The sequence below is a fragment of the Chromobacterium amazonense genome, from assembly GCF_001855565.1.
Lineage (GTDB): Bacteria > Pseudomonadota > Gammaproteobacteria > Burkholderiales > Chromobacteriaceae > Chromobacterium > Chromobacterium amazonense.
The window spans coordinates 162,662-187,587 of sequence record NZ_MKCR01000003.1; the positions used below are offsets into that span (position 1 = coordinate 162,662).

Sequence of the window (24,926 nt, forward strand, 5' to 3'; positions counted from 1 at the left end):
GTGGTAAGCTGATGACATTAGCAGCCGGTTTGCGTTGCCTATTTTTGTTTATGCACCCGCAAAAAAACCGTTATTGGAACGATCTGCAACGCAGGGCTGTAGCGGCGCCGTGAGAACGGCGCCGCTTTTTTATGCCTATGTGGAAGTCTGGCTATGGCTTTAGGTCATGTGCAGCAACAGCGGCACGGCCCAGTCCTTCAGCCAGGTCATCAGCAAGGGGATCATCAGGCATAGCGCGCCCCAGCTGATCCAGCTGGTGCCGCACACCGGCTGCCTGCGCATCGCCAGCAGCTGCAGCCGGTAAGCCAGATAGCTGACTATGATGGTCAGCGGCGGCGCCAGCAGATAAATGGCGCGCGGCTGCTGGCTCAGCAAAGGCGACAGCCCAAGCACGCCGATATGCAGCGCCAACTGGCTGCACAGCAGCGCGGCCAGCCGCCGGTCTTGCCCGGGGAAACTCAGCACGCGTCCGTCCACCCGCATATGCGCCGCGGCCCACATCACGGCCGTCACGCCCAACCAGGCATAGGCATAGACGAAGGGCAGCAGCAGAGGGGAAACCAGAGCGGTATCGACTTGCTGCCGCAACAGGGCAACCAGGATCAGGTAGGCGGCGGCAAAGCAGGCCAGCGCGCTGCCGCTGCGGCTGGTGCCCAGCCGCCATAGCAGGTGCAGGAAAAACAGGATGACGATGCAAAGCAGCAGCAGGCCGCCTGCCGTAGCCGTCATGCCGCCTCCAGCGCGGACAGCAGCGCGGCGGAGGCCAATTCTCCGATCTGGGCCAGGTACTGCGTATGCATGTCGAAGGTGAAGCGCTGCGCATCGTCGCTGGCCAGCACCAGGATGCCGAAGGCCTGGCCGTCTGCGCCGCGCAGCGCCACCTGGGCGAACGATTGCAGTACCGGCTTGGCCGGGAACCAGCCCATCACCTCGTCGTTGACGTAAGGGCCGCAATACGGAGCATTCAGATTGCGCGCCAACCCTTGCACCTCGTTGCGCGCATTGTAGTGCTCGTCGTCGCCTTCGGCGGCCGGGTGCCACAGTTTCAGCGCGACGCGGTCCAGCTGGAATTCTTCCGCCAGCGCGCGCTTCAGCGCGGCGATGCGTTCCTTGGCGCCGCGCGCGGCCAGTTGCGCCAGCGTCAGCCGGTGTAGCCTTGCCAGCAGGCGGTCGTTGTCATGCCCGCGCTCGATCAGCTGTTGCAGCTGCGCCTCCAGTTGGCGGTTGCGGTCTTTCAGTTCCAACAGCTGCCGCTCGGCGAAGGACACCACCACGCGCTCGCCGTTTTGCGGCGCCGGCTGCAGGCCGTAACGCGCGGCCAATTGCGCCAGCAGCTCGGGATGTTCGTCGAGAAAAGCCAGGACCTGTTCGCTGTGCATCTGTCTTGCCCTTTCCTTGAGTGATGCAGAAATGAATTGGTGTCTTTGCTGGACTTAAAGTTCGATTTCGCCTTGGAAAACCGTTACCGCCGGCCCGGTCATGATCACCGGATGGCCTGCGCCGGCCCATTCGATGACGATATCGCCGCCGCGCGCGTGCACGGTGACGCGCGCGTCCAGCCAGCCCTGGCGGATGCCGAACACCGCCGCCGCGCAGGCGCCGGTGCCGCAGGCCAAGGTCTCGCCGGCGCCGCGCTCGTAGACGCGCAACTTGATGGCCTGGCGATTGAGTATCTGCATGAAGCCGGCATTGACCCGCTGCGGGAACCACGAGTGGCCTTCCACCAGCGGGCCGATTTCGGCCACCGGCGCGCTGTCCACGTCATCAACCCTTTGCACGGCATGCGGATTGCCCATTGAGACGATGCCGATTTCGCAGGCGCGGCCGGCCAGCGGCAGCGAGTAGGTCGGCGCTTCGGCTTCGGCCAGGAAGGGCAGGTCGGCAGGGGCGAAGCGCGGCACGCCCATGTCCACGCGCGCCAGGCCGTCGCCCAGATATTCCGGCGCGATCACGCCGCGCGCGGTTTCCACCGTGATGCGGGACTTGTCGGTCAGGCCGGCGTCGCGGACGAATTTGACGAAGCAGCGCGAGCCGTTGCCGCATTGCTCCACCTCGCCGCCGTCGTTGTTGAAGATGCGGTAGCGAAAATCATGGCCCGCCTCGCGCGGCGGCTCCACCAGCAGCAACTGGTCGAAGCCTATGCCCAGCTGGCGGTGGCCAAGCCGGCGAATCTGTTCGGGCGAGAGGGAGACGTTCTGGCGCACGCCGTCAATGACCATGAAGTCATTGCCCAGGCCGTGCATTTTGCTGAATTTCAGTTTCATGAGCCGATATCTGCGCTGCGTGATGCGGGATAGCGCAGATTAGCATAGCCCCGGCCGATATACATCGGGAATGGAGGCGCGCCGCCAGCTGGCGGCGCGTTAGACGCGTCAGGCGCGCAATACGGTGCGCGCGCCTTCGTAGCGCGGAGCGAAATAGACGTTGTCCAGCCGGGCTACGCGTATGGTGCTGTTGGTGCGCGGGGCGTGGACGAATTTGCCGTCGCCGATATAGATGCCCATGTGCGAGAACGGCCGGTTCATCGTATTGAAGAACACCAGATCGCCAACCTGGCGCTGGCTGTCCGGAATCGGCTTGGCCATATTGGCGATTTGCGCGGCATTGTGCGGCAGTTTGATGCCTATGGCGTTCTGGTAGATGTAGCTGACCATGCCGCTGCAGTCGAGGCCGGCTTCGGGGTTTTTGCCGCCAAAGCGGTAGCCGCCATCGAGCAGGCCTATGGTGTACAGCAGGATCTCGCGGCCGTCGCCATCGGCGCTGAGGCCAGACAGCGAGGTGTCGCCCGAAGGTTTGCCCGGGCGATAGGGCGGGCGCTGGCTGGTTTTGACGGGCGCGGTGCCGCAGGCGGCCAGCAGGGCGGCCAGTCCGGCCAGCGCCGCGCCGCGCAGCAGCTGGCGGCGCGCGGCGCCGTCTTGTTCCAACGTGGATTCACTCATGGTTGCTTGGACTCCATTTCTTTTCATTTGACGATACAACACCATGATTTGAAATCAAATTTCAGAAACGAGAATGGGCATCCCGCGCTTCTTTCCACATTGTTCGATCAGCCGCCTCAGGCATGGCCGGCGCTGTCGTCGATGATTCCGCTTGCTTGGGCGGAAGCTTGTTGGTATCCGCGCAGTATAGCGAAACCGCCCCGTCTAGTCAGCCGGGGCGGTCTTGGCGGCGTTCACTCCAAACCCGTCGCGCCTGGCCGGTCTGCGTGGGGGCTTAGCCGTAGCGCTTTTTCGCCTCGATGGCGAGGCCGCTGCCGATGCTGCCGAACAGATTGCCCTCCACATGGTGGGCATTGGGCAGCAGCGCGGGCACGCCGCTGGAACCGCCGGTGAAGAACACCGTGTCCACTTGCTCGGCCGTCAGGCCCGCATCGGCCAAGAGCTTGCATACGGTGGTGGAGACGCGGTCCAGCAGCGCGTCTATGCTGGTTTCAAAGTCTGCGCGCGCCAGGTCGCAATGCAGGCCGCGTTCGATCGGCTCCAGCGACAGACGATGGGCATCGTTGTCGGACAGCGCGATCTTGGCGGCTTCCACTTCCATCGCCAGCCAGTGGCCGGCGCGCTCCTGGATCAGCTTGAACAGCCGGTCCAGCTTTTGCGGATCTGCCGCGTCGCGGTGCACGTCCTGCAGGTCCATCCAGGCCTTGCGGGTGTAGGCGAAGTTGATGGTGTGCCAGGTGGCCAGGTTGAAGTACTGGCTGGACGGCATTTCCGCGTTGTTGCGCAGCCGGGTCTTGAAGCCGAACAGCGGCATCACGCCGTGTAGGCTCAGTTGGCGGTCGAAGTCCGTGCCGCCGATATGCACGCCGCCGGTGGCCAGGATGTCGCCGCGGCGCTCGTCGTGGTGGCGGCGCTGCGGCGACAGCCGGATCAAAGTGAAGTCAGAGGTGCCACCGCCGATGTCCACGATCAGCACCAGTTCTTCTTTCTCGATGGTGGACTCATAGTCGAAGGCCGCCGCAATCGGCTCCAGCTGGAAGGAAATGTCCTTGAAGCCCACCTCGCGCGCGATGTCGGCCAGCGTGTCTTCGGCCAGCTTGTCCGCTTGAGGGTTGTCGTCGACAAAATAGACCGGACGCCCCAGCACCACATGATCGAAAGCGCGGCCGGCACCGGATTCGGCGCGCGCCTTCAGCTCGGCGATGAACAGCTTGAGCAGATAGCGGAACGGCAGGGCCTTGCCTTGCACTTCGGTCTGGCTGTCTATCAGGCTGGAGCCGAGCAGGCTTTTCAGCGAACGCATCAGCCGGCCTTCATAGCCTTCCATGTATTCGGCCAGCGCGGCGCGGCCAAAGCAGGCGTGATCTTCCTCGTAATTGAAAAACACCACCGACGGCAGCGTGATCTTGCCGTCTTCCAAAGGCAGCAGGGCGTCATGGCCCGGCCGCAGCCAGCCAACGGTGGAATTGGAGGTGCCAAAGTCGATGCCGCAGGCGCGGGAAGCGGTTTGGATCGTCATTCGGGCATCTCCTTGAAAATAAAAGAGGCGGGATGGTACGCGGAATGACGGAGAAAGGGAAGGGTATGCGGATGGATTACTTGTCGCGGCGGCGCAGCTTGTGCAGCTGGCTTGCCTGGTGGCGGGCGTCTTCCTCGCTGTGCAGGTAGCGGCGGGTGGTTTGGATGCTGGCGTGGCGCAGGTTTTGGCTGACCAAGAGCAGCGGGACGCCGGCTTCCAGCTGATGGCTGGCGGCGGTATGCCGCAGCCAGTGGGTGGAGGTGCGGCGTAGTTGGTTTTTCAATTCTTCGCTGGGCGCGCTGCGCAAGGCTTGGGCGAAGATTTCCTTGCAGATCAGATAAATGGCCTTGTCCGACAAGGGTTCCCTCCTGCCTTTTGCGCCGATGCGGCAGACCAGCGGCGTGTCGTCGCCGCTTGTCGGCTCCGCCGGCAGGCCCAGGCTGCGCCGATAACGCGCCAAGGCCGTCATCAGTTCGTCCGATAAGGGGATGCGCGCGGCGACATCGCCCTTTCCCAGCACGTTCCACCACCAGTTGCCGTGGCGCTTGGCCAAGTCCGAGGCGCGCGCCGCGGCTGCTTCGGCGCGGCGCGCGCCGGTCAGATACAGCAGGGTGAACAGCCAGCGCGCGCGCTCGGCATGGCGAGTCTCTTTATCCGTATTGCGCGGCAGCGCGTCCAGCGTGTCTTGCAGATGCTGCCAGCACGCGGCATCAAGAAAGCGCTCAACTTCCTGGCGCTGATTCTTGCCGCCGCGGCGGCGCAGCAGCTTGAACGGATTGCCGTTGAGGTAGCCGGCGTCGTTGAGGTAGGAGAACATCGCGCCCAGCACGGTCAGGCTGTGGTTGACGCTCTGCGGCGACAGCGGCCTGGTGAACGGCTTCCATTGGGGGTGGCTGCGCGGCCGGGCCGGGCCTATCCATTGTTCGGCCGGATGCGGCGAGGCCAAGAACCGCCGATAGTCCTGCACGTCCTCCCGCTTCATTTGGGCTAGCGTTTGCCGGCGCTGATTCAGCCAGAGCAGCAGGCGTTCCGCCTCCTTGCGATAGCCAGCTAGCGTGGCGGGTTTGTCGGCGTGCTCGGCCAGCCAGGTCAGCACGGCCTGGGTGTCGGATTGGGCCTGGATCAGTTGCGCCGGGCCGGGGACGGGAGGATGAAACGTGTCGGGCAGCATGGCGAGCCATGGTAGGGCATCGGCCGGAAAATGCAAGCCGTGGCGGAGAGGATGGCGCTCGCCGGGCGGGGCGCCGCCCGGCCATGGCGTCAGGAAGCTTCTCCCAGCAGGCTGCGCAGCCGCTGGATGGCTTCATCGCGCTCGGCCATTTTCTGGCGGTGCAAGCGTTCCGCGGCGATGACGTCACCCTTGCAGTGCGGACAGGTGGTTTCGTGCTGATGGATGTATTGCCTGCAATTGCGGCATAGCGTCAGCCTTGCCGGCGGACGGCCGGTTTCCGGCGCTTTCTTGCCGCGGTTTTTCCAGCTGAGTTCTATGACTTGGCCGCTGCGGCTGATCTGGCTCACCACCTTGCCGCTGGCGATTTCTTCGGTGATCAGATCGAAACGGCCGACGGCGAAGGAATCCTGCGCGGCGTCTTGCAGCTTGACGATGCGTTCGCGCAGGCCGCGCTGTTGCAAGTCCAGCGCCCGGTAGTGGCAGTAGGGATTGTTGCCGGGCTTGCCCAGGAGCGAGTGAGACGTCCAGGTGCAGCCGCCGCGACAGACATCGTTGTAATAGCAGCCGCGGCAATAGCCCCACAGATCGTCCACCGAGCGCAGCCGGCCGAAGTGAATGCCCTCACTGTGCCGCCAGATGTCCTCCAAGGCCATGTCGCGGACATTGCCGCCGGCAAATCCCACGGTGGCCAGAGATGGGCAACCCTTGACGGTGCCGTCCGCTTCCAGCGCCATCACTGTTTGCCCCGCGCCGCAGCCGGCCCAGTGCACGCGGTCATCGCCAAAGCCGCGCCAGATGTGTTCGTAAGGGCCGTAATAGCCGATGTTGTTGCCTATGGTCATCAAGAGGCCGCGTTCCAATCCTTCCTGATACAAGCGAGCGAGCAGCGGCATCAGCTCCAGCACGCGGTATGGCTGCAGCAAGACTTCATCGTTGTCGACTGCGTTGCCCATGGCCACGGTCAATTGAATCTGCCAATGCGTGGCGCCGAGTTCGATGATGTGGTCCATCAGCTCGGGGAGGTCCGGCATGGTGGCCGCTCCGATCTGGGTGTTGACGCTGACGGCCAGGCCGGCCGCCTTGGCGCGCCGTAAGGCGTCGCTGGCTTTGTCGAATGAGCCCGGCACATTGCGCAATTTGTCGTGCAGCGGCGCCAGCCCGTCCAGCGAGACGCCCACGCCATTGAGGCCAGCGTCTACCGCCTCCTGCAGCTTGGCCGGGGTCAGATTGCGGCCGCCGGTTTGGGTGGCGCAATAAATGCCATGGCCGCGTATGGCGCGGATCAGTTGAGTCCAATCCTTGCGCAGATAGGCTTCTCCGCCGATCAGCGTGATTTCGCGCGTGCCCAGTTTCGCCAGCGCGTCTATCACCTGCAGGCATTCCGCCGTGGAGAGTTCGCTGGGGCGGCGGTGGCCGGCGCGGGAGCCGCAATGCAGGCACTTGAGGTCGCAGGCCAGGGTGATTTCCCAGACCACGTGAACCGGGTTGTAGCGCTCGAAGTCTTCTCGGCTGAGATAGCGGGCAGGGCGTTTTTCTTGGCTGTCGGACATGGGCGTTCCTTGGCGGGAAGTCCGGGCATGGAGCCCGGACTGTCTAGCGGTTCACCGCCCTCGCCGGGGCGGCTGCGGCGGGTCAGCGGCTGCCCAGCTTTTCCAGGGCTTCGTTCAAGCTGCGGATCTGCGCCTCGGCCGCGGCAAGCAGTTGCCGCGCCTTGGTCTCGCCGACATCGGCCCGGCTGGCTTCCGTCAGCGCCGAAGCGTAGAGCGTATGGAAGTGGGAGCCGGCATTGGCGCTGGTATTGGAAATATCTTCCGCCACGGTGGAGGTGGCGGCCAAATGCTGATTGACGACGTTATGCCACTCGCCGTTATAGAAGTACTTGTAGCTGACGGTGCCGTTTTGCCAGTCTGCGGACAGGTGTCCGCGCAGATGGAAGGTTTCCGCCACTTTGCTGATCGGGCTGGTGGGGCTGCCGTCCAGCACCAGGATCACTTGGTCGCCCAGGACGGAAAAATAGCCCCAGACATTGGCCTTGAAGTCCACTGGCGGATTGGTGCTTTGGAACACGCTCGCCGTGCCGGCGACCTTCTTGTTGGCGGTATCGACCACCAGATTCAGATTCAGTATTGGCGCGCCGTAAGCCGAGGTGGCGGTGGCGAGGCGGACGAGGAATAGTTCTTCGGACATGGGGAAGGCTCCCGAAATAGGGTTGGATCAAGGTGTTCGCAAAGTTTGGGGCTTAGCGCTGCAGCTTCTCTTTGAGGAGATTGGCCGCCGCCAGCAGGCTGTCTCGCTGATTGGTTGCCGATTCGCGCAGCCGGCTGATTTCGGCCGCGTCGTTCTTGGCGACGGCGTTTTGGACGGAAACCGCGTACAGCGGGGTATAGACTGGATCCGGGTAGGGGTTGACCGGCAGGCGTTCCAGCGAGCGGTTCAGATGGGCTGGCGCATTTTCCACATTGATCCAGGTCTGGCCATCGTCGTAGCTGTAGTTGGCGACACCCTCCGCCCAAGTGCGGTCAAGCAGCAGCGCGATCTTGAAGCCGATGGGAGAATTGGCGTGCGGGCCGCCATGGTTTCCTTGGGCGGTGATCAGGATGCGGCCGTCCGATGGCGGCATCACGGTGAGGTAGGTGTATTGTCCCCACACGTCATAGGCTGTGGCGGACGGATTTTGCGTGGCGACGACCTGGGTGATTTTGGCAAAACCCACTACCGTGTCCGCCACGGTATTCACCAGCAAGGTCAGCTTCAGGGTCTGCGCTCCGGCGGCGCCAGTGGTGATGATGTAGCTGACAGGGAATAGGGCATCCTGGGTGCGGCCGGCAGTGCCTTGCGCCTGTTGTAGAGCGGTGCCGTAGGGCGGCGCGGACAGGTTGGTCGATTCGCTCATGTCGTCTTCCTTGATAGAGGGTGAGGGAGGGCTGGCGTGATGGGCCGGGTCAAGGCTTGCCAGTGCTTACCGGTTTAGCAGGCGGAGCAAGACGTGTTTTGGCATTAAGGACAGGTGGGCTGGGCCGCATTTGGTTGGCTTGTTGGCAGGCATTCCATGCCTTAAACTTCCGATAAGTACAATTATCGGAAAAACAATGAAGATATGATTAAATAAATAATGATATACGTAATATATTTTATTCATTACATTTGCTACACTTTGAGGGAGACATCAAACAGGTAAACAGCACATGGCTGCGGATATCTATGCACGCATTCGCCAGGCGGCGTTCGAGCTGGTGGGCGAGGGCGCCTGGCCTACGGTGGCCGACGTGCGCGCCCGCTTGGGCAGCGGCTCCAACACCACCATCAATAACGCCTTGAAGGAATGGCGGCAGGAGTTTTTATCCAGAGTGGCGGTCTCGTCGCGTCGGTCGGACTGGCCGCCCAGCCTGGCGGAGGCTTTTGAGCAGGTTTGGCAAAAAGCTTGCGACGAGGCTGATCAGCAGTTGGAAACGGTGCGTCAAGAGGTAGCGGAAGAGGCTGCGGCGCTGCGCGCCGAGCGCGATGGCTTGCTGCAAAAGCAGGAACTGGCGGAGGCGGAGCTGCAATCGCTGCGCCATGAGCTGGAATTGCGCGCAGCCAGGCAAGTGGAGCTGGATGGCGAGTTGCGTCAGGAGCGCCAGCGCGCGGAGAAGCTGCAGGAAGAACGCCGGCAATTGCTGAGCGCGCAGGAGGCCTTGCGGCAGGAGCTGTCGACCCTCCGCAAACAGGCCGATGCCCGCGAGGCTGAGCTGCAAGAAAAGCATGAGCAGCAACTGCGCGAAGCGCGCGAGGAGTCCGAGCGGAAAGAAGCGCTGGCCTATGACCGGCTGGAAGGCTTGCGCGTCAGGCTGTATCAGCAGGTGGAGGACGAGCGCAAGGACATGAAGCAACAATTGCAAAAGCTGGAAAGCGCGTTGCAGCAGGCCCGGCAGGATGCGGCCAAGATCGAGGGGCTGTGGCGCGAGCGGGTGCTGGAGCGCGAGCGCGAAAACGGCGGCTTGCAGGCCCGGCTCGACATGCAGCAACAGCAGGCCGAAGAGGCCAGGCAGCAGTCGCGCGAAGCCGCGGAAGCCGCAGAGCGGCGCTTGCGACAGCTGGCTGAGGAGCACGCGCGGCTGCAGGAGCGACAGTCGCTGCTGCCGGAGCAGTGGCTGGAGCGTGTCTGCGCGGTTTTGCTGGCGGGCGAGTTGCCCCGGGAGCCGGAATCGGCCCGCGCCTGGCTGCGTTCACAAATGGGCTGATTGCGCGCCCATTGCGGCGCATCATGGCCAGTTGCGGCGCAATCCCCTACAATGTGCATCGACTCAATAGCGGCCTCCGCAGCGCAATGCGACCGGAGCCGCTTTTTCATTACGGAAAGACAAATGGAACCTGTACGCCTGTCAAAACGCATGGCCGAACTGGGGCTGTGCTCGCGCCGGGAGGCAGACAGCTATATCGAGCAAGGCTGGGTCAAGGTGGATGGCGAAGTGGCCATCCTGGGCCAGAAGGTGCTGCCGCACAACCGTATCGAAGTCGACAAGAAGGCTCAGGATGCGCAGTCCGCCCGCGTCACCATTCTGCTGAACAAGCCGGTAGGTTATGTGTCCGGCCAGGCCGAAGACGGTTACGAGCCGGCCGTGGTGCTGGTGAAGCCGGAAAACCAATGGTCGGAAGACAGCAGCCGCAAGCGCTTCCAGCCCTCGCATTTGCGCGGTCTGGCGCCGGCCGGCCGGCTGGATATCGACTCGGTGGGGCTGTTGGTATTGACGCAGGATGGCCGCGTCGCCAAGCACCTGATCGGCGAGCACTCCGAGGTGGAGAAAGAATATCTGGTGCGGGTGGAGGGGGAGCTGATCCCCAACGGACTGGCCCTGCTGAACCATGGCTTGGAGCTGGACGGCAAGAAGCTGTTGCCGGCCAAGGTGAGCTGGCAGAACGAAGATCAGCTGCGTTTCGTGCTGCGCGAAGGCAAGAAGCGGCAGATCCGCCGCATGTGCGAACTGGTGGGCTTGCGCGTGGTGGGCTTGAAGCGCATCGCCATCGGCAAGGTGAAGCTGGGCAACCTGCCTACCGGGCAGTGGCGCTACCTGCGCGACGACGAGCAGTTCTGATACCGATAATCAGGCGAATAAACGGAGAGGCGGCATGTTCGAACGGTGGTTGCGCAAACTGGGCCTGGACCCGCAAAGCCGACAGCGCGCTCGCGAGCAGGCAGCCCTGATCGAGCAGCTGATCGATACCTGCGACCGGCGCCTGCGCCTGCTGCCCGGTTATCAGGACGCGCTGGCGCCGGGCATGCGCATCTCGCAGACGTATTTGTCATCGCTGATGTCGCAGCTGCCGCCGGTATTGGAGCTGTCGCTTCCCAGCTTCTCGCGCGATCCGCGGCTGGGTCTGTTGTTCTCCGGCCCGGCCAGTCTGCTGGAGCTATTGGAGAGCAGCGAGACCTTGCGCGAGTTTTTCCTGTCGGCGTCCAATGGCGACGAAGCCTGGGCCTTGCTGGCCATGCAGCGCAGCGAAACCGGGCGCTTTGGCGTTGCCATGGAAAACGGCGAGCTGCGCAGCGATGTGGCGCAAGTGGTCGTCAGTTTCGATGGCCACCGGCTGATGGTGCCCAGCCCCAGCCAGGAGGCGTTCCTGCAGCGCTCCGGCGCCCACGCGCTGGATGTGCTGAGCGCGGTGATCGCGCGCCGCTTGAGCCTGATGGAACAAAGCCGGCAGCTGCTGGAATCGGAACAGGCCCGGCTGCAACTGCGCCGGTTGGCGCTGCAGTCAGAAGGTTGCACCGTGGTGGATGGGCAGGCTGACGACGATCTGCCGGACTCTGTGGCCGGAGTCGACGCTCGGCTGGCCGAGCTGAAGCCGCAGCTGGCGGAGCTGCGCAGCCATGCCGGCCTGGAAGGCACGCTGGATGTGGTGCGCCAGGTGTTGGAGCGGCCGGAGGACTATTTCTGTGTGCAGACTGTGACGCTGCGGCTCAATCGCATGGGCATCAAGGTGGAGGGCGATGATGAAGGCGCCACCGATCTGATGCTGGAAGAGGTGGTGCTGGGCAAGCTGCAGCCCATACGCCGCGCCCTGGTGCCGGTGCGGGTGCGGCGGGACGATATCGCCGAGCTGCGGCGGCAGTTTGGCCAGGGCTGAACGGTTTCGCGCGGCACGCGCGTCAAAGCGGGCCAGCACTCCGAGGCGCGTGCCGGATCGGGTATTTCGCGAGCCGCTCCGAGTAAAAACAGTGCAGCTTGCGACGAACCGGCTATGCTGAATACAGCACAAGTTTCAATCGGCCTCAGGGCGGTCGGTTGAATCTGCCCCGACCATCTGGCCGGGGTTTTTTTTGGTTCAGCGCGCGTCTTTGGTCTGCGGCCGCCCGGTTTGGCGCCGCAGGCGGCTGACATCGATGATCCCAGCGGCCCGCGCGCGCAGCTGGCCGCAGCCGCCGTCCACATCCTGGCCGGCCGAATCCCGCACCTTGGTCAGCACGCCGTTATCGTGCAGATAGCGCTTGATCGCCTGCACGCGTTCGCTGGACGGGCGCTGGAAGCTGTCGCCCTCCACGCTGTTGTAGGGAATGATGTTGAGCACGCCGTACTTGCCCTTCAGCAGGCGCGCTGCCGCGTCCAATTCTTCCTGACTGTCGTTTACGCCGGCCAGCAGCGTCCACTGATACTGAATGGGATAGCCCACTTGGCGGGCGTAGGCTTCGCCGAGTTCGACCAACTCCGCCGGCGCGATGGGCGGCGCGCGCGGCAGCAATTGCTGCCGCAAATCGGCGCGGGTGGTGTGCAGGGACAGCGCCAGCGCCGGCTTGACCGGCAGCTGCGGCAAGCGTTCGAAGACGCGCGGATCGCCCACGGTGGAGAACACCAGGTTTTTGTGGCCGATATTGCCATCAGTGCCCAGCCACTGGATGGCCTCCAGCACATTGTCCAGATTATGCGCCGGTTCGCCCATTCCCATGAATACCACTTTTTTCACGGGACGGATGCGGCGGGCGAGGGCGACTTGGGCGGCGATCTCCGCGCTGCCCAGCTGGCGCAACAGCCCGCTTTTGCCGGTCATGCAGAAGGTGCAGCCTACCGCGCATCCCACCTGGCTGGACACGCACAAGCCGTCGCGCGGCAGCAAGACGCTCTCCACCATTTGGCCGTCGTTCAATTCCACCAAGAGCCGCAACGATCCATCTTCCGCCGTGTGCTGCGAGCGGATGCGCGCCAAACCTTCCAACTGAGCGGCAATGGGCGGCAGGCCGTTGCGGACGGACAAGGGGAAATAGTCCTCGCTCTTCTGGTGGCGAGTGCCGGCATCGAGCGGCTGGCCCTTGAGCCAGGCGCGGTTGATGCGGCCGATGTGGCAGGAGCGGGCGCCGATAGCGGCGAGAGCTTGATGGAATTCCTGGATACGCATGCGCTGCTTTGGATACGGTTGCTGCGCGCGTGGATATCTCCGCGCGCAATGATTCAAGCCGCGTAGAGTACCGCAAGATGAGGATAAACGGGTGGGTTTCGCGCGCCTGCGGCGATGTGGCGCGATAAGAAAGAACCCGCTCCGCCGAAGCGGAGCGGGTGAGACGCTTGTGACAGATCAGGCGCGGGCGGTTGCCTCTTGCATGGCTTCCGCAGGCTGGATCAGCAGCCGATTGGCGAAGAAGCAGATCAGCGCCAGAATCAAGTAGACCCCCAACAACGCCGGCGCGGTGTGGACAGACAGCAGGCTCAGCAGGAAAGAGGTGGCGCTGGTCATCAGGATATTTATCAGGAACATCAGCGCGGTGGCGGTGCCGGCGATATGGCGGAACAAGGAAAGTCCGCGCCCCATCGACATCGGGAACAGCATGCCCTGGCTGAAGAACATCAGCGCGCTGATGGCGCACAGCAGAGGCAGGCTGTCCGGCCAGATATGGGACAACACCGCTCCGAGCAGCGTCACGGCCAGCAGCAGCTGCGTCATTGTTTGTTGCAGGCGGGCTACCGGATAGCGTCCAACCAGGTAGCGGCAGACAAAAGTGGCCAGCAGAAACACGCAGCCCAAGCCAAACGCGATATGGCCGAAGACGAGGGGAGAGTAGTGCCAGCCTGACTGGATGATGAACGGCCCCACAGTGTTGAAGGCGATGCTCATCGAGTAGATCGCGCCCATCAGCACCACCATGCCGATGAACTGGCGGTGTCGCATCACTTCGCCCAGGTTGCGGCGTATGGTGGGCACATTCAGCGGATGGCGGCGGAAGTGTGTTTCCGGCACGAAGCAGGCCACCAGCAGCCACATCAGCGCCATCGATCCGGCGAAGAATACGAAGCAGGCCTGCCAGCCGGCGTAAACTTGCAGATAAGCGCCCAGCACCGGGCCGATGATAGGACCGAGGCCGAACATGCTGCCGCTGATCACGCCCATCTTCACCAGTTCCTGTGGCGCCAGCACGTCCGGATACACCGAGCGCGCCACCACGGAAATCGTGCCCACCATCAAGCCTTGCACCAAGCGGGTAGCCAGCAGCGCAGGCAAGGTAGGCAGCCACAAAGGCAACAAGCTGATCAGCACGAAACCGGCCAGGCCGCCCAGCAGCAGCTTGCGCCGCCCCCAGGCATCGGTCAGGAATCCGGAAAAGAAATTACCCAGCGCATATCCCAGTAGATACAAGCTGATCAGATTCTTGATGGCGCCGTCCGACTCTCCCAGCATCGTCGCCATGGCCGGCAGCGATGGCGAGACCAAATCCACTGCCATGCCGAACAGCGGCATCAGCAGCAGCAACACGGCCAGCAGACGGCGCAGTTGTTTGGGCGGTATGGCGTGAGCGTCATTTGTCATGGTCTTTGTCTTCCTGGCTTTGCGACAGATTGGTTTGCATTCTTTGCAGCATGGTCTGCATTTTTTGTTGCTCTTCCGGGCTGAACCCCTGGAACAGTTGCTGATCCACGCTATCCACCGCAGCGAGCAGCCCCGGCATCAGTTTGTCGCGGCAGTGTTCGGTCATCTCGACGAACATGCAGCGGCGGTTGGCTGCCCAGGGACGGCGTCGGATATAGCCGTCTTTTTCCAGGCCCTCCAGCGTCCTGGCCAACTGGCCTGGGTCCATGTCCAGCTGGCCGAGCAGGTTTTTCTGCGTGCAATCGCCGGATTGATGCAGCATCAGCAGGATCTGCCGTTGCGAGCGAGTGATGCCAGTGCCCTGCAGCCGGCTGTCCAGCAAACGCCGTTTAAGGTTGACGATATGCGCCAGCGCGTGGCCAAGAAAATTCAGCATAGGGTTTCCAATGTTGACTATGTCAACAATTGTATTGATCAACATATGACAAAGTCAAATGGTTGCGTGGCGCGCTGCAAGCAGGACATGCGAAGTGACAAACGCAAAATTCCAGGTTCCGAGTTGGCCGGTTTGGACGAGGGATGAGAGGCAGGCTGGTTTTCAGCCGGAAGACAAAGGGCGTAAAAATGCCGGCAGCTGGGGCTGCCGGCTGAGACATGGCGGGCTTAGGGCTTCCACCTTCTGGCGCCAGCCCTTTGGGCAGTGCTTATTTTTTCAACTTGCCATTCACTTGCGCCAGCGCCGCCATCCAGACATTGCGCACGGACTGGCTGGCGTTGTCGCTGCAACGTTCCAGCATGCGGCGGAAATGTTCGGCGTCATGCTCCTCCGCCTGCTTGTTCACAGTCTCCTTGTGGCCATTCTTGACTACTTGGTGTTCGACGGTTTTGATTTGCACCGCGCAGTACTTGTCGCCGGCGGCCAGCGTAAATGGCGCGGCAAGACTCAATGCAAGCAATAAGGCTAAGACTTTAGGCATGGCATGGCTTTCCCCCGGCGCTGCCGGGCTTGATGCGGTGTGTCGTTGAAATAAGACGGAAAATGAAAACCCAATGGCATTTTTGATCGGCATTGAGTGGTTATTTATGAGCGGCACCATTCTATTTCAGCCAGAGGAAATGCTAAGTAAATGGTCATTAAGGTGTTTGACGGCAGGTTTTTTTGTTTACAAGCCAAGCGGATTCGAAGCGCATCGGCGTGTTGGTGCAAAGCCCATTCACGCGCTTAGAGCGTTTGTTCTAATTGGATTCCCAGGCGGGATCAGCGAGCCGGAATGACATCGTTTTCGCATGCGCATGTCGTTTACAAACTCATGCGTTCGGGTAAATGCATGACGAGGAGAGAAAAGCCATTTCGCTTTTCTCCGGATAAAAACGATGAAGAAAACGGGCCGTCTTGGCGGACAATCAGTAATCCATCCGCTTATGGACAATGACTTTTTCCCGCATGTAGTCTTGTTGTTTCAGGCTTCGAAATGGGCGGCCAGAGGAGAGGGCGCCCATTATCAATGATGCCGTTTCGGATACAAGAAGAGCCTTAGCGCCGCTAATCAATCCCCTGATCCTAGGTTGCGCCTCCTTGCCGTACGACGGGTACGGTGTGCGTCGGCGCGCCTTGGCTCAGGTATGCACCCCTCGGAGGAGAACATGCTTACCCTAGCTGGACTGGCCATCATCATTACCGTTGTATCGCTGTTGATCTTCCGCAAGCTGGCCCCCGTGGTCTGCTTGACGCTGGTGCCGTTTCTTGGCGCCTTGCTGGCCGGCTTTGGCTTTTCGGATATCGGCAAGTTTTATGGCGCGGGGCTGAGCTCGGTTGCCCAGGTGGCGACGATGTTCATCTTCGCCATCACTTTTTTTGGCGTGATGCAGGACACTGGCGTATTTCGCCCCATCGTCAATGGCATGGTGCGGCTGTCGCGCGGCAATCCCGTGGCCGTGGCGGTCTGCACCGCAGTGGTGGGCATGCTGGCGCATCTGGACGGGGTGGGGGCGACCACCTTCCTGTTGACCGTGCCCACCTTGCTGCCGCTTTACCGCCGCCTGGGCATGAATCCCTACCTGATGATGCTGTTGCTGGCGCTGGGCGCCGGCATTCTCAATATGATGCCCTGGGCCGGTCCGCTGGGCCGCGCGGCCGCGGTGACGGATTTGGACCCGGCCAAGCTGTGGCAGCCCCTGATCCCGCTGCAATTGATAGGCGCGGCGTTGCTGGTGTCGCTGGCTTTTGCGCTGGGCATGCTGGAGGCGCGCCGTCTGCGCAAACAAGGCCTACAGGCCGGCAGCGGCATGGATCCGCAGGATGGGGACATCGACACACCGCACGCGCCGCAGCGTTTCATGATCAATGTCGCATTGTTCCTGTCAGTCATCGGCACGCTGATCTCCGGCATCCTGCCGCCGGGCTATGTATTCATGATTGGCCTGGGCGTGGCGCTGTTGATCAATTATCCGAATGTGGACGAGCAGCTTGAGCGCATCCGCGTCCATGCGCCCAATGCGCTGTTGATGGGCGCCATCATCCTGGGGGCCGGGTCTTTTCTGGGGGTGCTCAACGGCAGCGGCATGCTCAAAGCCATCGCGGCTGACCTGGTGCGCGTGCTGCCGGACGGCGCCGCGCCGCATCTGCACCTGATTTTGGGCGTGTTTGGCTTGCCACTGGATCTGGTATTGAGCACCGATGCCTATTATTTTGCGCTGCTGCCGGTGATTCTGGAAATCGTCTCCGCGTATGGCGTGGAAGCCACCACCGCCGTCTATGCGCTGCAGATCGGCAATGTGATCGGCACTTTCGTCAGTCCGTTTTCGCCCGCGCTGTGGTTGGGATTGGGCCTGGCCGGGCTGGATATGGGGCGGCACATCCGCTATTCGCTGCTGACAATGTGGTCATTCTCGCTGGTGCTGATGGGGTGCGGGGTTTGGCTGGGGCTGATCGAGATGGCTTGAGCCGGTTGGCGCCGGCTGAAGGCTGCAAGTCAGCGCTTGCCTGACGAAAGACGCGACGGCCCCATCGAGGCCGTCGCTGTCCGGCTACATCGATGCTGCAGGCTGGAAGCGCACGGCGTTTTTCAAGGATTGCTCAACCTGCTCGCGTATCTGCATAGCCAAGGCCTTGTCCACTCCGGCCTGGAGGAACGCTTCTGAATCGGCGTCCAGCTTGAACGCCGGCGCATCATCGGGCGCGGCATGAAGCAAGGCTTGGTCGAATCGCAGGCCAATCTCCGCCTCCGTGCAGTCCGCGAACCCCGGCTGGGCCTGCAGGTCCTGCGCCAAGCGAGAAAGCCTTGCGTCCAGCGCCTGCTGCGCCAGAGACTGCAGCGCTTCCGGCTGAATATCCTGGCGCTGGCTGATGGACACTTGCTGTTCTTTGACGCGGCGGGCGAGCATGTCGCGCGCTTTTTGCAAGGCTTGGCTGAGAATTTCGTCGTTCAGCTCCTTGTGTACGGCCTGGTCCAGGCCAGGCATCAGCCACGCGGTCAGCGTTGACCACAGGCTATGCGTGCCGAGCGCGGCTGAGGCCGCCATCGCGCAGGCCGCGATGATGCCGGCCGCCGCCCAGCCCAAGGGCCCCGCCGCCAGCAGCCCCAGCAGGGCGCCGGCTGCAAGCGGCGCCGCCACCGCAGCCGCCACCAGCAGCGCCTTTTGGCCGATGCTGGCATGTTTCCAGGTCAGCGATACCTCCTTCAGCGCCCGCTCAATCGGCCCCAGCTTGCCGGCCTGGGCGATGTCGCGGCCAATGGTGCCCGCGTTGCGGAGGGCTTCGCGCTGCATCGCGTAGCTGGCCATGGACTTGAGGCGATCGCCGATGCTGGCTTCCGATCCCAATCCCATGCCGTTTAGCACCGCGTTGACGGCCACGTTGATATTCCGGTGCTCCGCCACCTTGTCTGCGATGCCTTTTTCCACCTGAGTTTGCGCGGCGCCGCCCATGAATTGCAGCATCGCGGTGGCGATGCCTGCGCCGGCGCCGGCGCCAAGCAAGGTGGCGCCTACGCCGCCGGCCAGCACGCCGCCGATATTCTGGCTCAACACGCCCTTGACGCCGCCCACGGCATACGGCGCCCAATCTGCCATGCTGAGCAGGGCGATCAGCGCCGGCGGCAGGGTCTGGCCTCCCTCTATGCCTACCAAAGCCTCGCGCTTGCCGAACAGGGCGTCCTGCATCACGCTGTCCATCGTCCCGCGCTGCCAGGCGGTGTTGAACATGTCGCCCAAGAAAGCCGCCTTGCCGGTGGCGGTCAGGGCGTGATAGACGTGATTGAGGTTGCTGGATAGATGGGCCAGTTCTTGCGGATAGGCGCTGGCCCAGGCCAGCAGCTGGCGCGGGGTAAAGCCCAGTTCCTCCAGGGCTTGCTTGGGGTCGCTCGGCAACTTCGCCAGGCAGTTGAGCATGTCCTGCCTGGCTTCGGACAGGCTTTTGCCGGTCAGCGCCAACTGATGTTGCAGCAGCAAATCGCGCGGCTTGTCCAGTTGCTCGCCTGCCAGGCTGGCCACGCTATCGCCCATCATCGAGGCCAGCCAGCTGCTCCAGTACACATCCTTGGGATAGCCGCCGCCTCCGGCGCTGTTGGCGCGGCGTTCCTCCTGCTGCAGGCTGAGAAGGGCGAGCCGGAACTGCGCGCTCCGGTGGGTGATCTCCCGCTGCGCGCTGTCCAGCTTTTGTTGCAGGTTCTGGTATTTGATGGCCGCGGCCGCTTTCGGGTTTTCCTGAATGATGTCCTGGATGCGCTTGCCGCCTTGCGGATCATACGCGTCATGCAAGATGCTGGCCGCCTCATCCAGATCCTGCTGTAAATTGGCGCGCAAGCGGGTCAGGTTGGCGGTGGCCTGGATAGTGTCTTTGATGGCCTGGCTGCGCAGCTGATAAATTTTCAGATTGATGCCGGCCAGCTCTCCGGCAAAAGGCTGGGTTTCCGCCGCCAGCCGGCTTTCCCACTTGGGCGACTCGCTTTTTTGCAGCTGGCTGGCGCGCTGCAGCCTATCCACATCCGCCAGCGGCGCGGAGGCGTCCAATACCGCTGCCAGCATCTGGCTTTCCGCGCGGACGTCCTCCAGCGCCTTGGCCAGCGTGGCCGGGATGCTGCCGTCGCCGTCGTCGGGCAGGCCGCTTGGCAATTGAGCCAATTGCGCCAGCTTGCCTTCATAGGCTTGCAGCAATTGGGCGCGCTGCTTGAAAAACGCCAGATGTTCATCGGGATGCGCCTTGAACTGCTGCAACAGCTTTTGTTGCTCGACCGCGGCGTGGAAAGTCAGTTGGGGCAGGGCGAGATGCGCGGCTTGATGCTCAAGCTGGTGTTGCAGTTGCAGGCATTGCCGCGCCACTGCTTGCAGTTGGCCGCGCGTCGCGCTGTCCAAGGTGGCATAAGCCTGCAAGGCTTCTGCGCCGACCTGGGTGTCCTCGGCGACAAAATCTTCGGAACTCAGCTGCAGGCCATCGTGGCCGACGGTGGCGACGCCGCTGCGCGCCAGCAGGAACAGTACGCCATCGAGGGTGGTTTCACTGTCGTCCACCATGGCCAGGTCGTCCAGCCCGCTGATGTCGATGGAGGCTTCCAGCCCGCTGCGCGCCTTCTCCGCATGCTTTTGCGCTGACCCGGCAGGATCGCGCCAGCGCATCAGGCAGAACCGCTCCAGCGCTGTCACCTGGATATTGCGCTGAGCGGCTGCGGTTTTGTATTCGCCGGACGCCGTGATCGCCTCTTGCTCCTTGCGCAGAGACTGCGCGGCCGCTTTGCCGGCGTCATTCAGCAGATGAAGGAAGCACAGCTTGTCATCCCGGGTTTGCAGCAGTTTGGCGCGTTGCTCGCCCAGTTGCGCGTAGCTGCCGGGATCGATGACAAAACCTTCCGCCTGCGGCAGCGGCGCCGGGTCTGGCCGGCCCTGGCTCAGACCGGGATAAAAAGCGTCCAGCAGAAGCAGCGCCGTGTCCAGCTTGGGTGGCGGCGCGCCGTTCAGCATCAGTTTGGCCAGCGCATCGCGCAAGCTGTGCGGGGTGACCGGCTGCCGCTCGCCAAGCGCGTTTTGCAACTGAGCCAGCCAGAGCTTGTCCTGCGCGCTGAAGGTTTTGCCGGATAAGGTGGTTTTGGATGCGATCTGCTCGGCCGCCGCTTCCATCCGCATGCGCCATTTGCCGCGCGCGCCCTCTGGCGCTTCCGTCTGACTCAGTGTTCCCAGATGGGCACGTAGCTCGTCCAATTGCGTTTGCGCATGGCGCGCGCTGCCTGCCAGCTCTCGCACCGCCTCTTGCCCTGCGGACTGGCCGTCGAGGGAAGCGCATTCTTGGCGCAACGCTTCCAGCATGCTTGCCGCTTCCGATAGCGCGTTTTCCGCTTGTTTGACGCTGTCCTGCATCTCCGCGGCAGACGCATCCAGCGAGCAGGAACGCTCCTGCGCCTGGGCAAACAAGCCGGGGAGAGCGCCCAGCATGGCATTCAAACGGGAAGCGATCTCCGCCAGCGTTTTATACGCCGGGTCCGGCAAGCCGCCTACCAGCATATCCTTGGCGCGGCCCAGCCAGTTGAAATGGTAACGCTCCATTTGCGGCAGCTTGCCGATGTTCAGCGGCGGCGGCAGCAAGGGGGCCAGCTTGATGTTCTGCCATGGCGAGGCGGCGGGCTGCTCGATCAGCAGACGCGCTGGCACCAGCATAGGCCCCGGCTGGCTGGCAGACGGTTTGCGGGATGGCAGGTCGGCGAACGCCGCGCGCGCGGTTTGCCAGTCGGCGTCGCTGATATCTTGCATTGGCAGGCGCAGCAGGAGCTGATTGCCGGCAAACAGCGCCAGTTGCGGTCCATGCGCCTCGTCTTGCTGGAGCTGGCATGCCAGCGCGTCGGCCTGATGCGGCGGCGCATCGGTTTTCATCCGGCAGACAGCCGCCAGCGGATGGGCGAAGGCGCTGAGGTTTTGCGGTTTCAACAGCAGCGTCTCGCGCAGGTTCAATTGCGCCAGGGTGGGGCCGCAGGTATGGCTGCTGACGGCCTGGTCGCCTATCCGGCAAATGAAGCATTGCGACTCGGCATGGTAGTCGATGCGCAGCTGGGCCTGGTGCTCCTGCCTGGCCAGTTGGCGCAGCGCCGCCATGGCCTCCAGGGCGGCGGCGCTGTTGTCGCCGTGGTGGATGATGGCTTGGCGCAGGGTTTCTGCCGCTTGCAGCTGTTCGTCCGGGAACAGCTGCTGAAAGCCGTCAGGCGGGCCGACGCGATGGCTCTGGCCTTCGCTTGGGGCCAGGGCCTGAGAAGGGTTCAGGGGCAAGGATGCAAGCATGGATGGTCTCCCTCTGGCGATGGCGTGTCGATTGCGTCTGTCCGAGCGGATGCCGCGGAACATGAGGGGATTCTATGAAGCAGGCGAGGGCGGGCGGCTCAGGTGTTGACCTGAACCGGGAGAGCGGCTGCAGAAATCCGAAAGTTTTGCCGAATCAACGAATTCCATGCCGAAGGCGGCCCGCCTTGCGTGGCGGGCGGCGGGCAGACAAGCGCCGGAAACCGATAATTCCCGGCGTTTTTCCAAAGTGGCGGTTTTCGCTCTGGCAGAGAATGCGGCCTCAATCGACATGCCGGGAAATGAATGGAAAGCCAAATGTCATGCGTCGCCATGGCGGCTGGATGGCCTGGCGCCGCAGTCTCCCTCCGCAATCACGCAATATCATGCAAGGACCGCCCATATGCTTAACCTTCCCGTTTCTCTCCATTCGACATCCATGATCCACAACGGCGGCGTCTCGGCCGGGCAAGACAAGCCATCGCTGACGCAGCTGGATGAAAGCGACAAGCAAACCATGCTGCAATCGCGCGGCTACAGCGAAATGCTCAAGGAACGCACCGGCCACCATTTGTTGTTGACCGCCCATCGCGGAACCGGCCCCACCAGCGTGTTCGGCTCCACGTTTCCGGAGCGCTATCTGCCGGAAAACAGCCTGGAGGCAATCAAGGCGGCCATTTTGCAGGGCGCGGACGCGATCGAAATCGATATTTTCAAGTCGCGCGATGGCCAGGTGATGGTGACGCACGATGATGAGATCTGGCGCAATGCGTTTCAGGCCGACCGCAGCGGCGCGACGCTGCCCGATGGGGAAAGCAAGGCGTCCTATCTGGTTGGCCAAAAAAGCGTGGAAGAGCTGAAAGCCATCCCGATTGGGCGCAACGGCGAAACCATGCCCACCTTGGCCGAGGTGATGACGCTGGTGAACGACGCCAACCAGACGCTGACGCAATACGGCAAGAACCCCATCATCCTGAACATCGAGCTGAAAGACGAAACGGCGGTCAATGAGCTGCTGAATCTGTTGCAGGATGCGGCGCAGGCCACGCCGCTGAACAACATCGTATTTTGCTCGTTCAAGCACGAGGCGCTGAAAGAGCTAAAACACCAGGCGGCGGAGCGGGGAATGGGCGGCGTGAACATCGCGCCCGGCATCAAGACGGCGGACTTGTTCGGCAAGGACAATATGAATCCGGATTTTTCCTTGAAAGACCCGAAGGCGGGTTATCACGCCTTGGCGATGGATAATTTGCGCGACCTGGTAGAGGGCAATGACTTCCAGGGGTATGACGGCATCTTGTGGGATTTGCGCGAGCCCATCGTCGATCTGGCCGTTTCCGGCGGCAAAGCGATCCATGCCTCGACATCAGATTTCCGCCAGTATGGCGACAACCGCGATTTCACCCATGTGCTGCTGGAACTGAGCAAGCGCGTGGATACGTTTTTCAAGTGCGACAATGTGGACGATGCGCGAAAAGTATTGCTGGAGTCCAGCATCCTGCTGAACGGCGTGGGCATCCAGTTGATGCACAAACAAACGCCGGATGGCGAGGACTGCTTCTATTTCTACCGCCCGAATGATCAGCAGGATATCAGCCACATTCTGCAAACCGGCGCCAGCAAGCCTATCGCGTACTCCAAGCTGGCTCTGAAATAAGCCTGCGGCTGAGGCAAGGGCCGCCGCCCTTGCACTCATCCGCCATCCCCGGCCGGCTATGCCAGGCCGGCCATTTGGCGGAGCGCATGCCGCCAGCGTTCCGGCGCGGCCTGGTAGCAATCGTCGTGATCGCCGCCTTCGATCAGCAATTGCTGCTTGGGCGCGGTGCTCAGGCCGTACAAGCGCAGGCCCAGCTCTACCGGAATGACTTCATCGGCCGTGCAATGAATGAACAGCTGCGGCATTTTCAAATCGTCTATCTTTTCCTCGGAAAGGAAATGTTGGCTGAGCATATGGGATAGAGGCAGCCAATCCGCAGTCCAGGCGCGGCCGACGTCCGCGACCGAGGTGAAGGCGCCGTCGACCACCAGTCCGTCCAAGCGCGGCGCATGGCGCGCCAGGTCTATCGCCACGGCGCTGCCCATGGAGTGGCCGTATAGCAAACGCCTAGTCGCCTGCGGCGTCAGCTCCAGAAAACGCGCCCAAGCCAGCCGGGCATCGGTATAGACCGAGGTTTCGCTGGGCAGGCGCAGCGCACTTTTTCCATAACCGCGATAATCTATGCCCATCACCGCAAAGCCGGCCTGGCGCAGGCTGAGCATCAGCCCGATATCGGTGGACAGCGTGCTTTCATTGCCATGCAAATACAGCACGGCCGGCGCGTTGGGCTTGTCCGCCGGCAACCACCACACATGCACGCGGCCGGCCCGTGTGCCGCCGCCGGCCGGCGCGTCCAGCCACTCTTCGACATAGGGCACGCCAAAGTCTTTGGGATTGACGCTGACCTGGCGCGAGGGCTGAAGGATCACCAGCCGCTGCGCCACCTGCCAGCCTATCCAGATCAGCGCCAGCAGGGCGGCGCCATACAGTATTTTGCGATAAGTGGGTTTCATCGGGTTTCTCTCCTGTGGAGCCGACGCTTAGCGAGCCTGGCAGCCAGGTTCCGCTTTTTTCCAGTCGTCCGGGTCCAGCGTGTTTTTGAGAATGGCGCAGTATTCCTGTTTCGCCTCTTTCTTGGAGAGTTTCTTGTCGTCCTGGCGCAGCGTGAATACGAGATTGTACGGCTTGGCGATGTGGCGGCTGGCGGAGGTCCAGCCCGTCACGGTAAAGGTGCGCAGCGCCGGATCGAATGTTCCATCCCGAGTGGATATCTTCACGTCAGCCGATTTGTCCGTGCCGCGCCGGATGCGCGCCAGCGCGTCCTGAACCCGCTTGTCCTTGCCTTGCAGGCTGAACAGCACGGTCTGCTCTTCCGTATTGCGCGCGGTTCCGGCCAGATTGTACTGGATCGCCTGCTTCAGGATCATGGCGCGAAAGCCAACCTGTTGCACCTTGCCGCTGGCGGTGCCGTCTATGGCTTGCTGGCTGGCGGCCTGGACTTGGACGGCCATGAGCAGTGTCAGCAGGGCGAAAACGAAGCGGCGTGGCAAGCGTGTCATGAGGGGTCTCCCGGCGCGATGCCCGGCATGTCGCCTGGGCGGATGGGGCGATTATATCTTGCCGCTTGCATGCCTGGATGGCTTGTGCGGCGGCAAAGTGAACGCTTTTACAGCGCTAGGGTCCATCGAAGCCCGGGAGTCATGCAAAGTGGCTCCCATTCGTTCTTTAAAC

Annotated in this window: 22 protein-coding genes; 6 read left to right on the forward strand and 16 right to left on the reverse strand. The window is 62.6% G+C overall.

Translation table 11 applies throughout. The annotated features are described in order from the left end of the window. Positions 1-159: 159 nt before the first annotated feature. The 9 genes from BI343_RS02680 to BI343_RS02720 all read right to left on the reverse strand — a co-directional run bounded on the left by BI343_RS02680 (position 160) and on the right by BI343_RS02720 (position 8,522). The gene (locus BI343_RS02680) at positions 160-729 is read right to left on the reverse strand and encodes a hypothetical protein (RefSeq protein ID WP_071108548.1); all 570 of its coding nucleotides are present in this window, start codon (positions 727-729) and stop codon (positions 160-162) included. Next, positions 726-1,379 (reverse strand): DUF484 family protein, encoded by a 654-nt coding sequence (locus BI343_RS02685; RefSeq protein ID WP_071108549.1) that lies wholly within the window; start codon positions 1,377-1,379, stop codon positions 726-728. The genes BI343_RS02680 and BI343_RS02685 overlap by 4 nt, the downstream gene beginning before the upstream one ends. A gap of 54 nt (positions 1,380-1,433) precedes the next feature. After that, a complete protein-coding gene (gene dapF, locus BI343_RS02690; protein WP_071108550.1) occupies positions 1,434-2,264 on the reverse strand; it encodes a diaminopimelate epimerase in 831 nt (276 codons plus the stop codon). A 108-nt stretch (positions 2,265-2,372) separates the two neighbouring features. Beyond that, on the reverse strand, positions 2,373-2,939 hold the full coding sequence (locus BI343_RS02695; protein WP_083340762.1) for a C40 family peptidase: 567 nt from the start codon (positions 2,937-2,939) through the stop codon (positions 2,373-2,375). A gap of 274 nt (positions 2,940-3,213) precedes the next feature. Continuing rightward, a complete protein-coding gene (locus tag BI343_RS02700; protein ID WP_071108551.1) occupies positions 3,214-4,458 on the reverse strand; it encodes an Hsp70 family protein in 1,245 nt (414 codons plus the stop codon). A 76-nt stretch (positions 4,459-4,534) separates the two neighbouring features. Next, complete coding sequence (locus BI343_RS02705; protein WP_071108552.1) at positions 4,535-5,629, reverse strand: tyrosine-type recombinase/integrase; 1,095 nt, start codon at positions 5,627-5,629, stop codon at positions 4,535-4,537. Positions 5,630-5,718: 89 nt separating this feature from the next. After that, positions 5,719-7,179: a GDL motif peptide-associated radical SAM/SPASM maturase gene (locus BI343_RS02710; protein ID WP_071108553.1), complete on the reverse strand. Its 1,461-nt coding sequence runs from the start codon at positions 7,177-7,179 to the stop codon at positions 5,719-5,721. A gap of 82 nt (positions 7,180-7,261) precedes the next feature. Further along, a complete protein-coding gene (locus BI343_RS02715) occupies positions 7,262-7,816 on the reverse strand; it encodes a DUF1842 domain-containing protein (RefSeq protein ID WP_071108554.1) in 555 nt (184 codons plus the stop codon). A 52-nt stretch (positions 7,817-7,868) separates the two neighbouring features. Then, on the reverse strand, positions 7,869-8,522 hold the full coding sequence (locus tag BI343_RS02720; protein ID WP_083340763.1) for a DUF1842 domain-containing protein: 654 nt from the start codon (positions 8,520-8,522) through the stop codon (positions 7,869-7,871). 292 nt (positions 8,523-8,814) lie between these two features. Between BI343_RS02720 and BI343_RS02725 the strand changes: the two genes are divergently transcribed. From BI343_RS02725 to BI343_RS02735, 3 genes are all read left to right on the forward strand, one after another. Further along, the gene (locus BI343_RS02725) at positions 8,815-9,849 is read left to right on the forward strand and encodes a DNA-binding protein (protein ID WP_071108555.1); all 1,035 of its coding nucleotides are present in this window, start codon (positions 8,815-8,817) and stop codon (positions 9,847-9,849) included. Between the two features lie 123 nt (positions 9,850-9,972). After that, positions 9,973-10,701: a pseudouridine synthase gene (locus BI343_RS02730; protein ID WP_071108556.1), complete on the forward strand. Its 729-nt coding sequence runs from the start codon at positions 9,973-9,975 to the stop codon at positions 10,699-10,701. Positions 10,702-10,735: 34 nt separating this feature from the next. Beyond that, a complete protein-coding gene (locus tag BI343_RS02735) occupies positions 10,736-11,734 on the forward strand; it encodes a hypothetical protein (protein WP_071108557.1) in 999 nt (332 codons plus the stop codon). A gap of 198 nt (positions 11,735-11,932) precedes the next feature. On the opposite strand, the gene BI343_RS02740 is transcribed toward BI343_RS02735, so the two are convergent. The 4 genes from BI343_RS02740 to BI343_RS02755 form a co-directional block, all read right to left on the reverse strand. Next, entirely contained in the window at positions 11,933-12,997 is a 1,065-nt protein-coding gene (locus tag BI343_RS02740; protein ID WP_071108558.1) for an RNA methyltransferase, read from the reverse strand. Between the two features lie 177 nt (positions 12,998-13,174). Further along, positions 13,175-14,401 (reverse strand): MFS transporter, encoded by a 1,227-nt coding sequence (locus tag BI343_RS02745; RefSeq protein ID WP_071108559.1) that lies wholly within the window; start codon positions 14,399-14,401, stop codon positions 13,175-13,177. Beyond that, entirely contained in the window at positions 14,391-14,837 is a 447-nt protein-coding gene (locus BI343_RS02750) for a MarR family winged helix-turn-helix transcriptional regulator (protein ID WP_071108560.1), read from the reverse strand. The genes BI343_RS02745 and BI343_RS02750 overlap by 11 nt, the downstream gene beginning before the upstream one ends. A gap of 268 nt (positions 14,838-15,105) precedes the next feature. After that, positions 15,106-15,378, reverse strand: a complete 273-nt coding sequence (locus tag BI343_RS02755; protein WP_139165619.1) for a hypothetical protein — start codon at positions 15,376-15,378, stop codon at positions 15,106-15,108. A 73-nt stretch (positions 15,379-15,451) separates the two neighbouring features. Here BI343_RS02755 and BI343_RS19520 point away from each other — a divergent pair, with 73 nt between their 5' ends. Continuing rightward, positions 15,452-15,676 carry a hypothetical protein gene (locus tag BI343_RS19520; RefSeq protein WP_139165620.1) on the forward strand — a complete coding sequence of 75 codons (225 nt, stop codon included), beginning with the start codon at positions 15,452-15,454 and terminating at the stop codon, positions 15,674-15,676. 369 nt (positions 15,677-16,045) lie between these two features. Then, positions 16,046-17,344, forward strand: a complete 1,299-nt coding sequence (locus BI343_RS02760; protein ID WP_071108562.1) for a CitMHS family transporter — start codon at positions 16,046-16,048, stop codon at positions 17,342-17,344. Positions 17,345-17,428: 84 nt separating this feature from the next. Here the strand turns inward: BI343_RS02760 and BI343_RS02765 are convergent, their stop codons facing one another. Beyond that, positions 17,429-21,661, reverse strand: coding sequence for a hypothetical protein (locus tag BI343_RS02765; protein ID WP_083340765.1), 4,233 nt, complete (start codon positions 21,659-21,661; stop codon positions 17,429-17,431). Positions 21,662-22,097: 436 nt separating this feature from the next. Here BI343_RS02765 and BI343_RS02770 point away from each other — a divergent pair, with 436 nt between their 5' ends. Further along, the gene (locus BI343_RS02770) at positions 22,098-23,315 is read left to right on the forward strand and encodes a glycerophosphodiester phosphodiesterase (RefSeq protein ID WP_071108563.1); all 1,218 of its coding nucleotides are present in this window, start codon (positions 22,098-22,100) and stop codon (positions 23,313-23,315) included. A 56-nt stretch (positions 23,316-23,371) separates the two neighbouring features. Here the strand turns inward: BI343_RS02770 and BI343_RS02775 are convergent, their stop codons facing one another. Continuing rightward, complete coding sequence (locus tag BI343_RS02775; RefSeq protein ID WP_071108564.1) at positions 23,372-24,208, reverse strand: alpha/beta hydrolase; 837 nt, start codon at positions 24,206-24,208, stop codon at positions 23,372-23,374. A 27-nt stretch (positions 24,209-24,235) separates the two neighbouring features. Continuing rightward, positions 24,236-24,754, reverse strand: coding sequence for an acylphosphatase (locus BI343_RS02780; protein ID WP_071108565.1), 519 nt, complete (start codon positions 24,752-24,754; stop codon positions 24,236-24,238). Positions 24,755-24,926 lie beyond the last annotated feature (172 nt).

Excerpts from the sequence above, each read along its gene's own strand:
- BI343_RS02680 (WP_071108548.1), bottom strand. The coding sequence starts at position 729 with ATGACGGCTACGGCAGGCGGCCTGCTGCTGCTTTGCATCGTCATCCTG.
- BI343_RS02685 (WP_071108549.1), bottom strand. The coding sequence starts at position 1,379 with ATGCACAGCGAACAGGTCCTGGCTTTTCTCGACGAACATCCCGAGCTG.
- dapF (WP_071108550.1), bottom strand. The coding sequence starts at position 2,264 with ATGAAACTGAAATTCAGCAAAATGCACGGCCTGGGCAATGACTTCATG.
- BI343_RS02695 (WP_083340762.1), bottom strand. The coding sequence starts at position 2,939 with ATGAGTGAATCCACGTTGGAACAAGACGGCGCCGCGCGCCGCCAGCTG.
- BI343_RS02700 (WP_071108551.1), bottom strand. The coding sequence starts at position 4,458 with ATGACGATCCAAACCGCTTCCCGCGCCTGCGGCATCGACTTTGGCACC.
- BI343_RS02705 (WP_071108552.1), bottom strand. The coding sequence starts at position 5,629 with ATGCTGCCCGACACGTTTCATCCTCCCGTCCCCGGCCCGGCGCAACTG.
- BI343_RS02710 (WP_071108553.1), bottom strand. The coding sequence starts at position 7,179 with ATGTCCGACAGCCAAGAAAAACGCCCTGCCCGCTATCTCAGCCGAGAA.
- BI343_RS02715 (WP_071108554.1), bottom strand. The coding sequence starts at position 7,816 with ATGTCCGAAGAACTATTCCTCGTCCGCCTCGCCACCGCCACCTCGGCT.
- BI343_RS02720 (WP_083340763.1), bottom strand. The coding sequence starts at position 8,522 with ATGAGCGAATCGACCAACCTGTCCGCGCCGCCCTACGGCACCGCTCTA.
- BI343_RS02725 (WP_071108555.1), top strand. The coding sequence starts at position 8,815 with ATGGCTGCGGATATCTATGCACGCATTCGCCAGGCGGCGTTCGAGCTG.
- BI343_RS02730 (WP_071108556.1), top strand. The coding sequence starts at position 9,973 with ATGGAACCTGTACGCCTGTCAAAACGCATGGCCGAACTGGGGCTGTGC.
- BI343_RS02735 (WP_071108557.1), top strand. The coding sequence starts at position 10,736 with ATGTTCGAACGGTGGTTGCGCAAACTGGGCCTGGACCCGCAAAGCCGA.
- BI343_RS02740 (WP_071108558.1), bottom strand. The coding sequence starts at position 12,997 with ATGCGTATCCAGGAATTCCATCAAGCTCTCGCCGCTATCGGCGCCCGC.
- BI343_RS02745 (WP_071108559.1), bottom strand. The coding sequence starts at position 14,401 with ATGACAAATGACGCTCACGCCATACCGCCCAAACAACTGCGCCGTCTG.
- BI343_RS02750 (WP_071108560.1), bottom strand. The coding sequence starts at position 14,837 with ATGCTGAATTTTCTTGGCCACGCGCTGGCGCATATCGTCAACCTTAAA.
- BI343_RS02755 (WP_139165619.1), bottom strand. The coding sequence starts at position 15,378 with ATGCCTAAAGTCTTAGCCTTATTGCTTGCATTGAGTCTTGCCGCGCCA.
- BI343_RS19520 (WP_139165620.1), top strand. The coding sequence starts at position 15,452 with ATGGCATTTTTGATCGGCATTGAGTGGTTATTTATGAGCGGCACCATT.
- BI343_RS02760 (WP_071108562.1), top strand. The coding sequence starts at position 16,046 with ATGCTTACCCTAGCTGGACTGGCCATCATCATTACCGTTGTATCGCTG.
- BI343_RS02765 (WP_083340765.1), bottom strand. The coding sequence starts at position 21,661 with ATGCTTGCATCCTTGCCCCTGAACCCTTCTCAGGCCCTGGCCCCAAGC.
- BI343_RS02770 (WP_071108563.1), top strand. The coding sequence starts at position 22,098 with ATGATCCACAACGGCGGCGTCTCGGCCGGGCAAGACAAGCCATCGCTG.
- BI343_RS02775 (WP_071108564.1), bottom strand. The coding sequence starts at position 24,208 with ATGAAACCCACTTATCGCAAAATACTGTATGGCGCCGCCCTGCTGGCG.
- BI343_RS02780 (WP_071108565.1), bottom strand. The coding sequence starts at position 24,754 with ATGACACGCTTGCCACGCCGCTTCGTTTTCGCCCTGCTGACACTGCTC.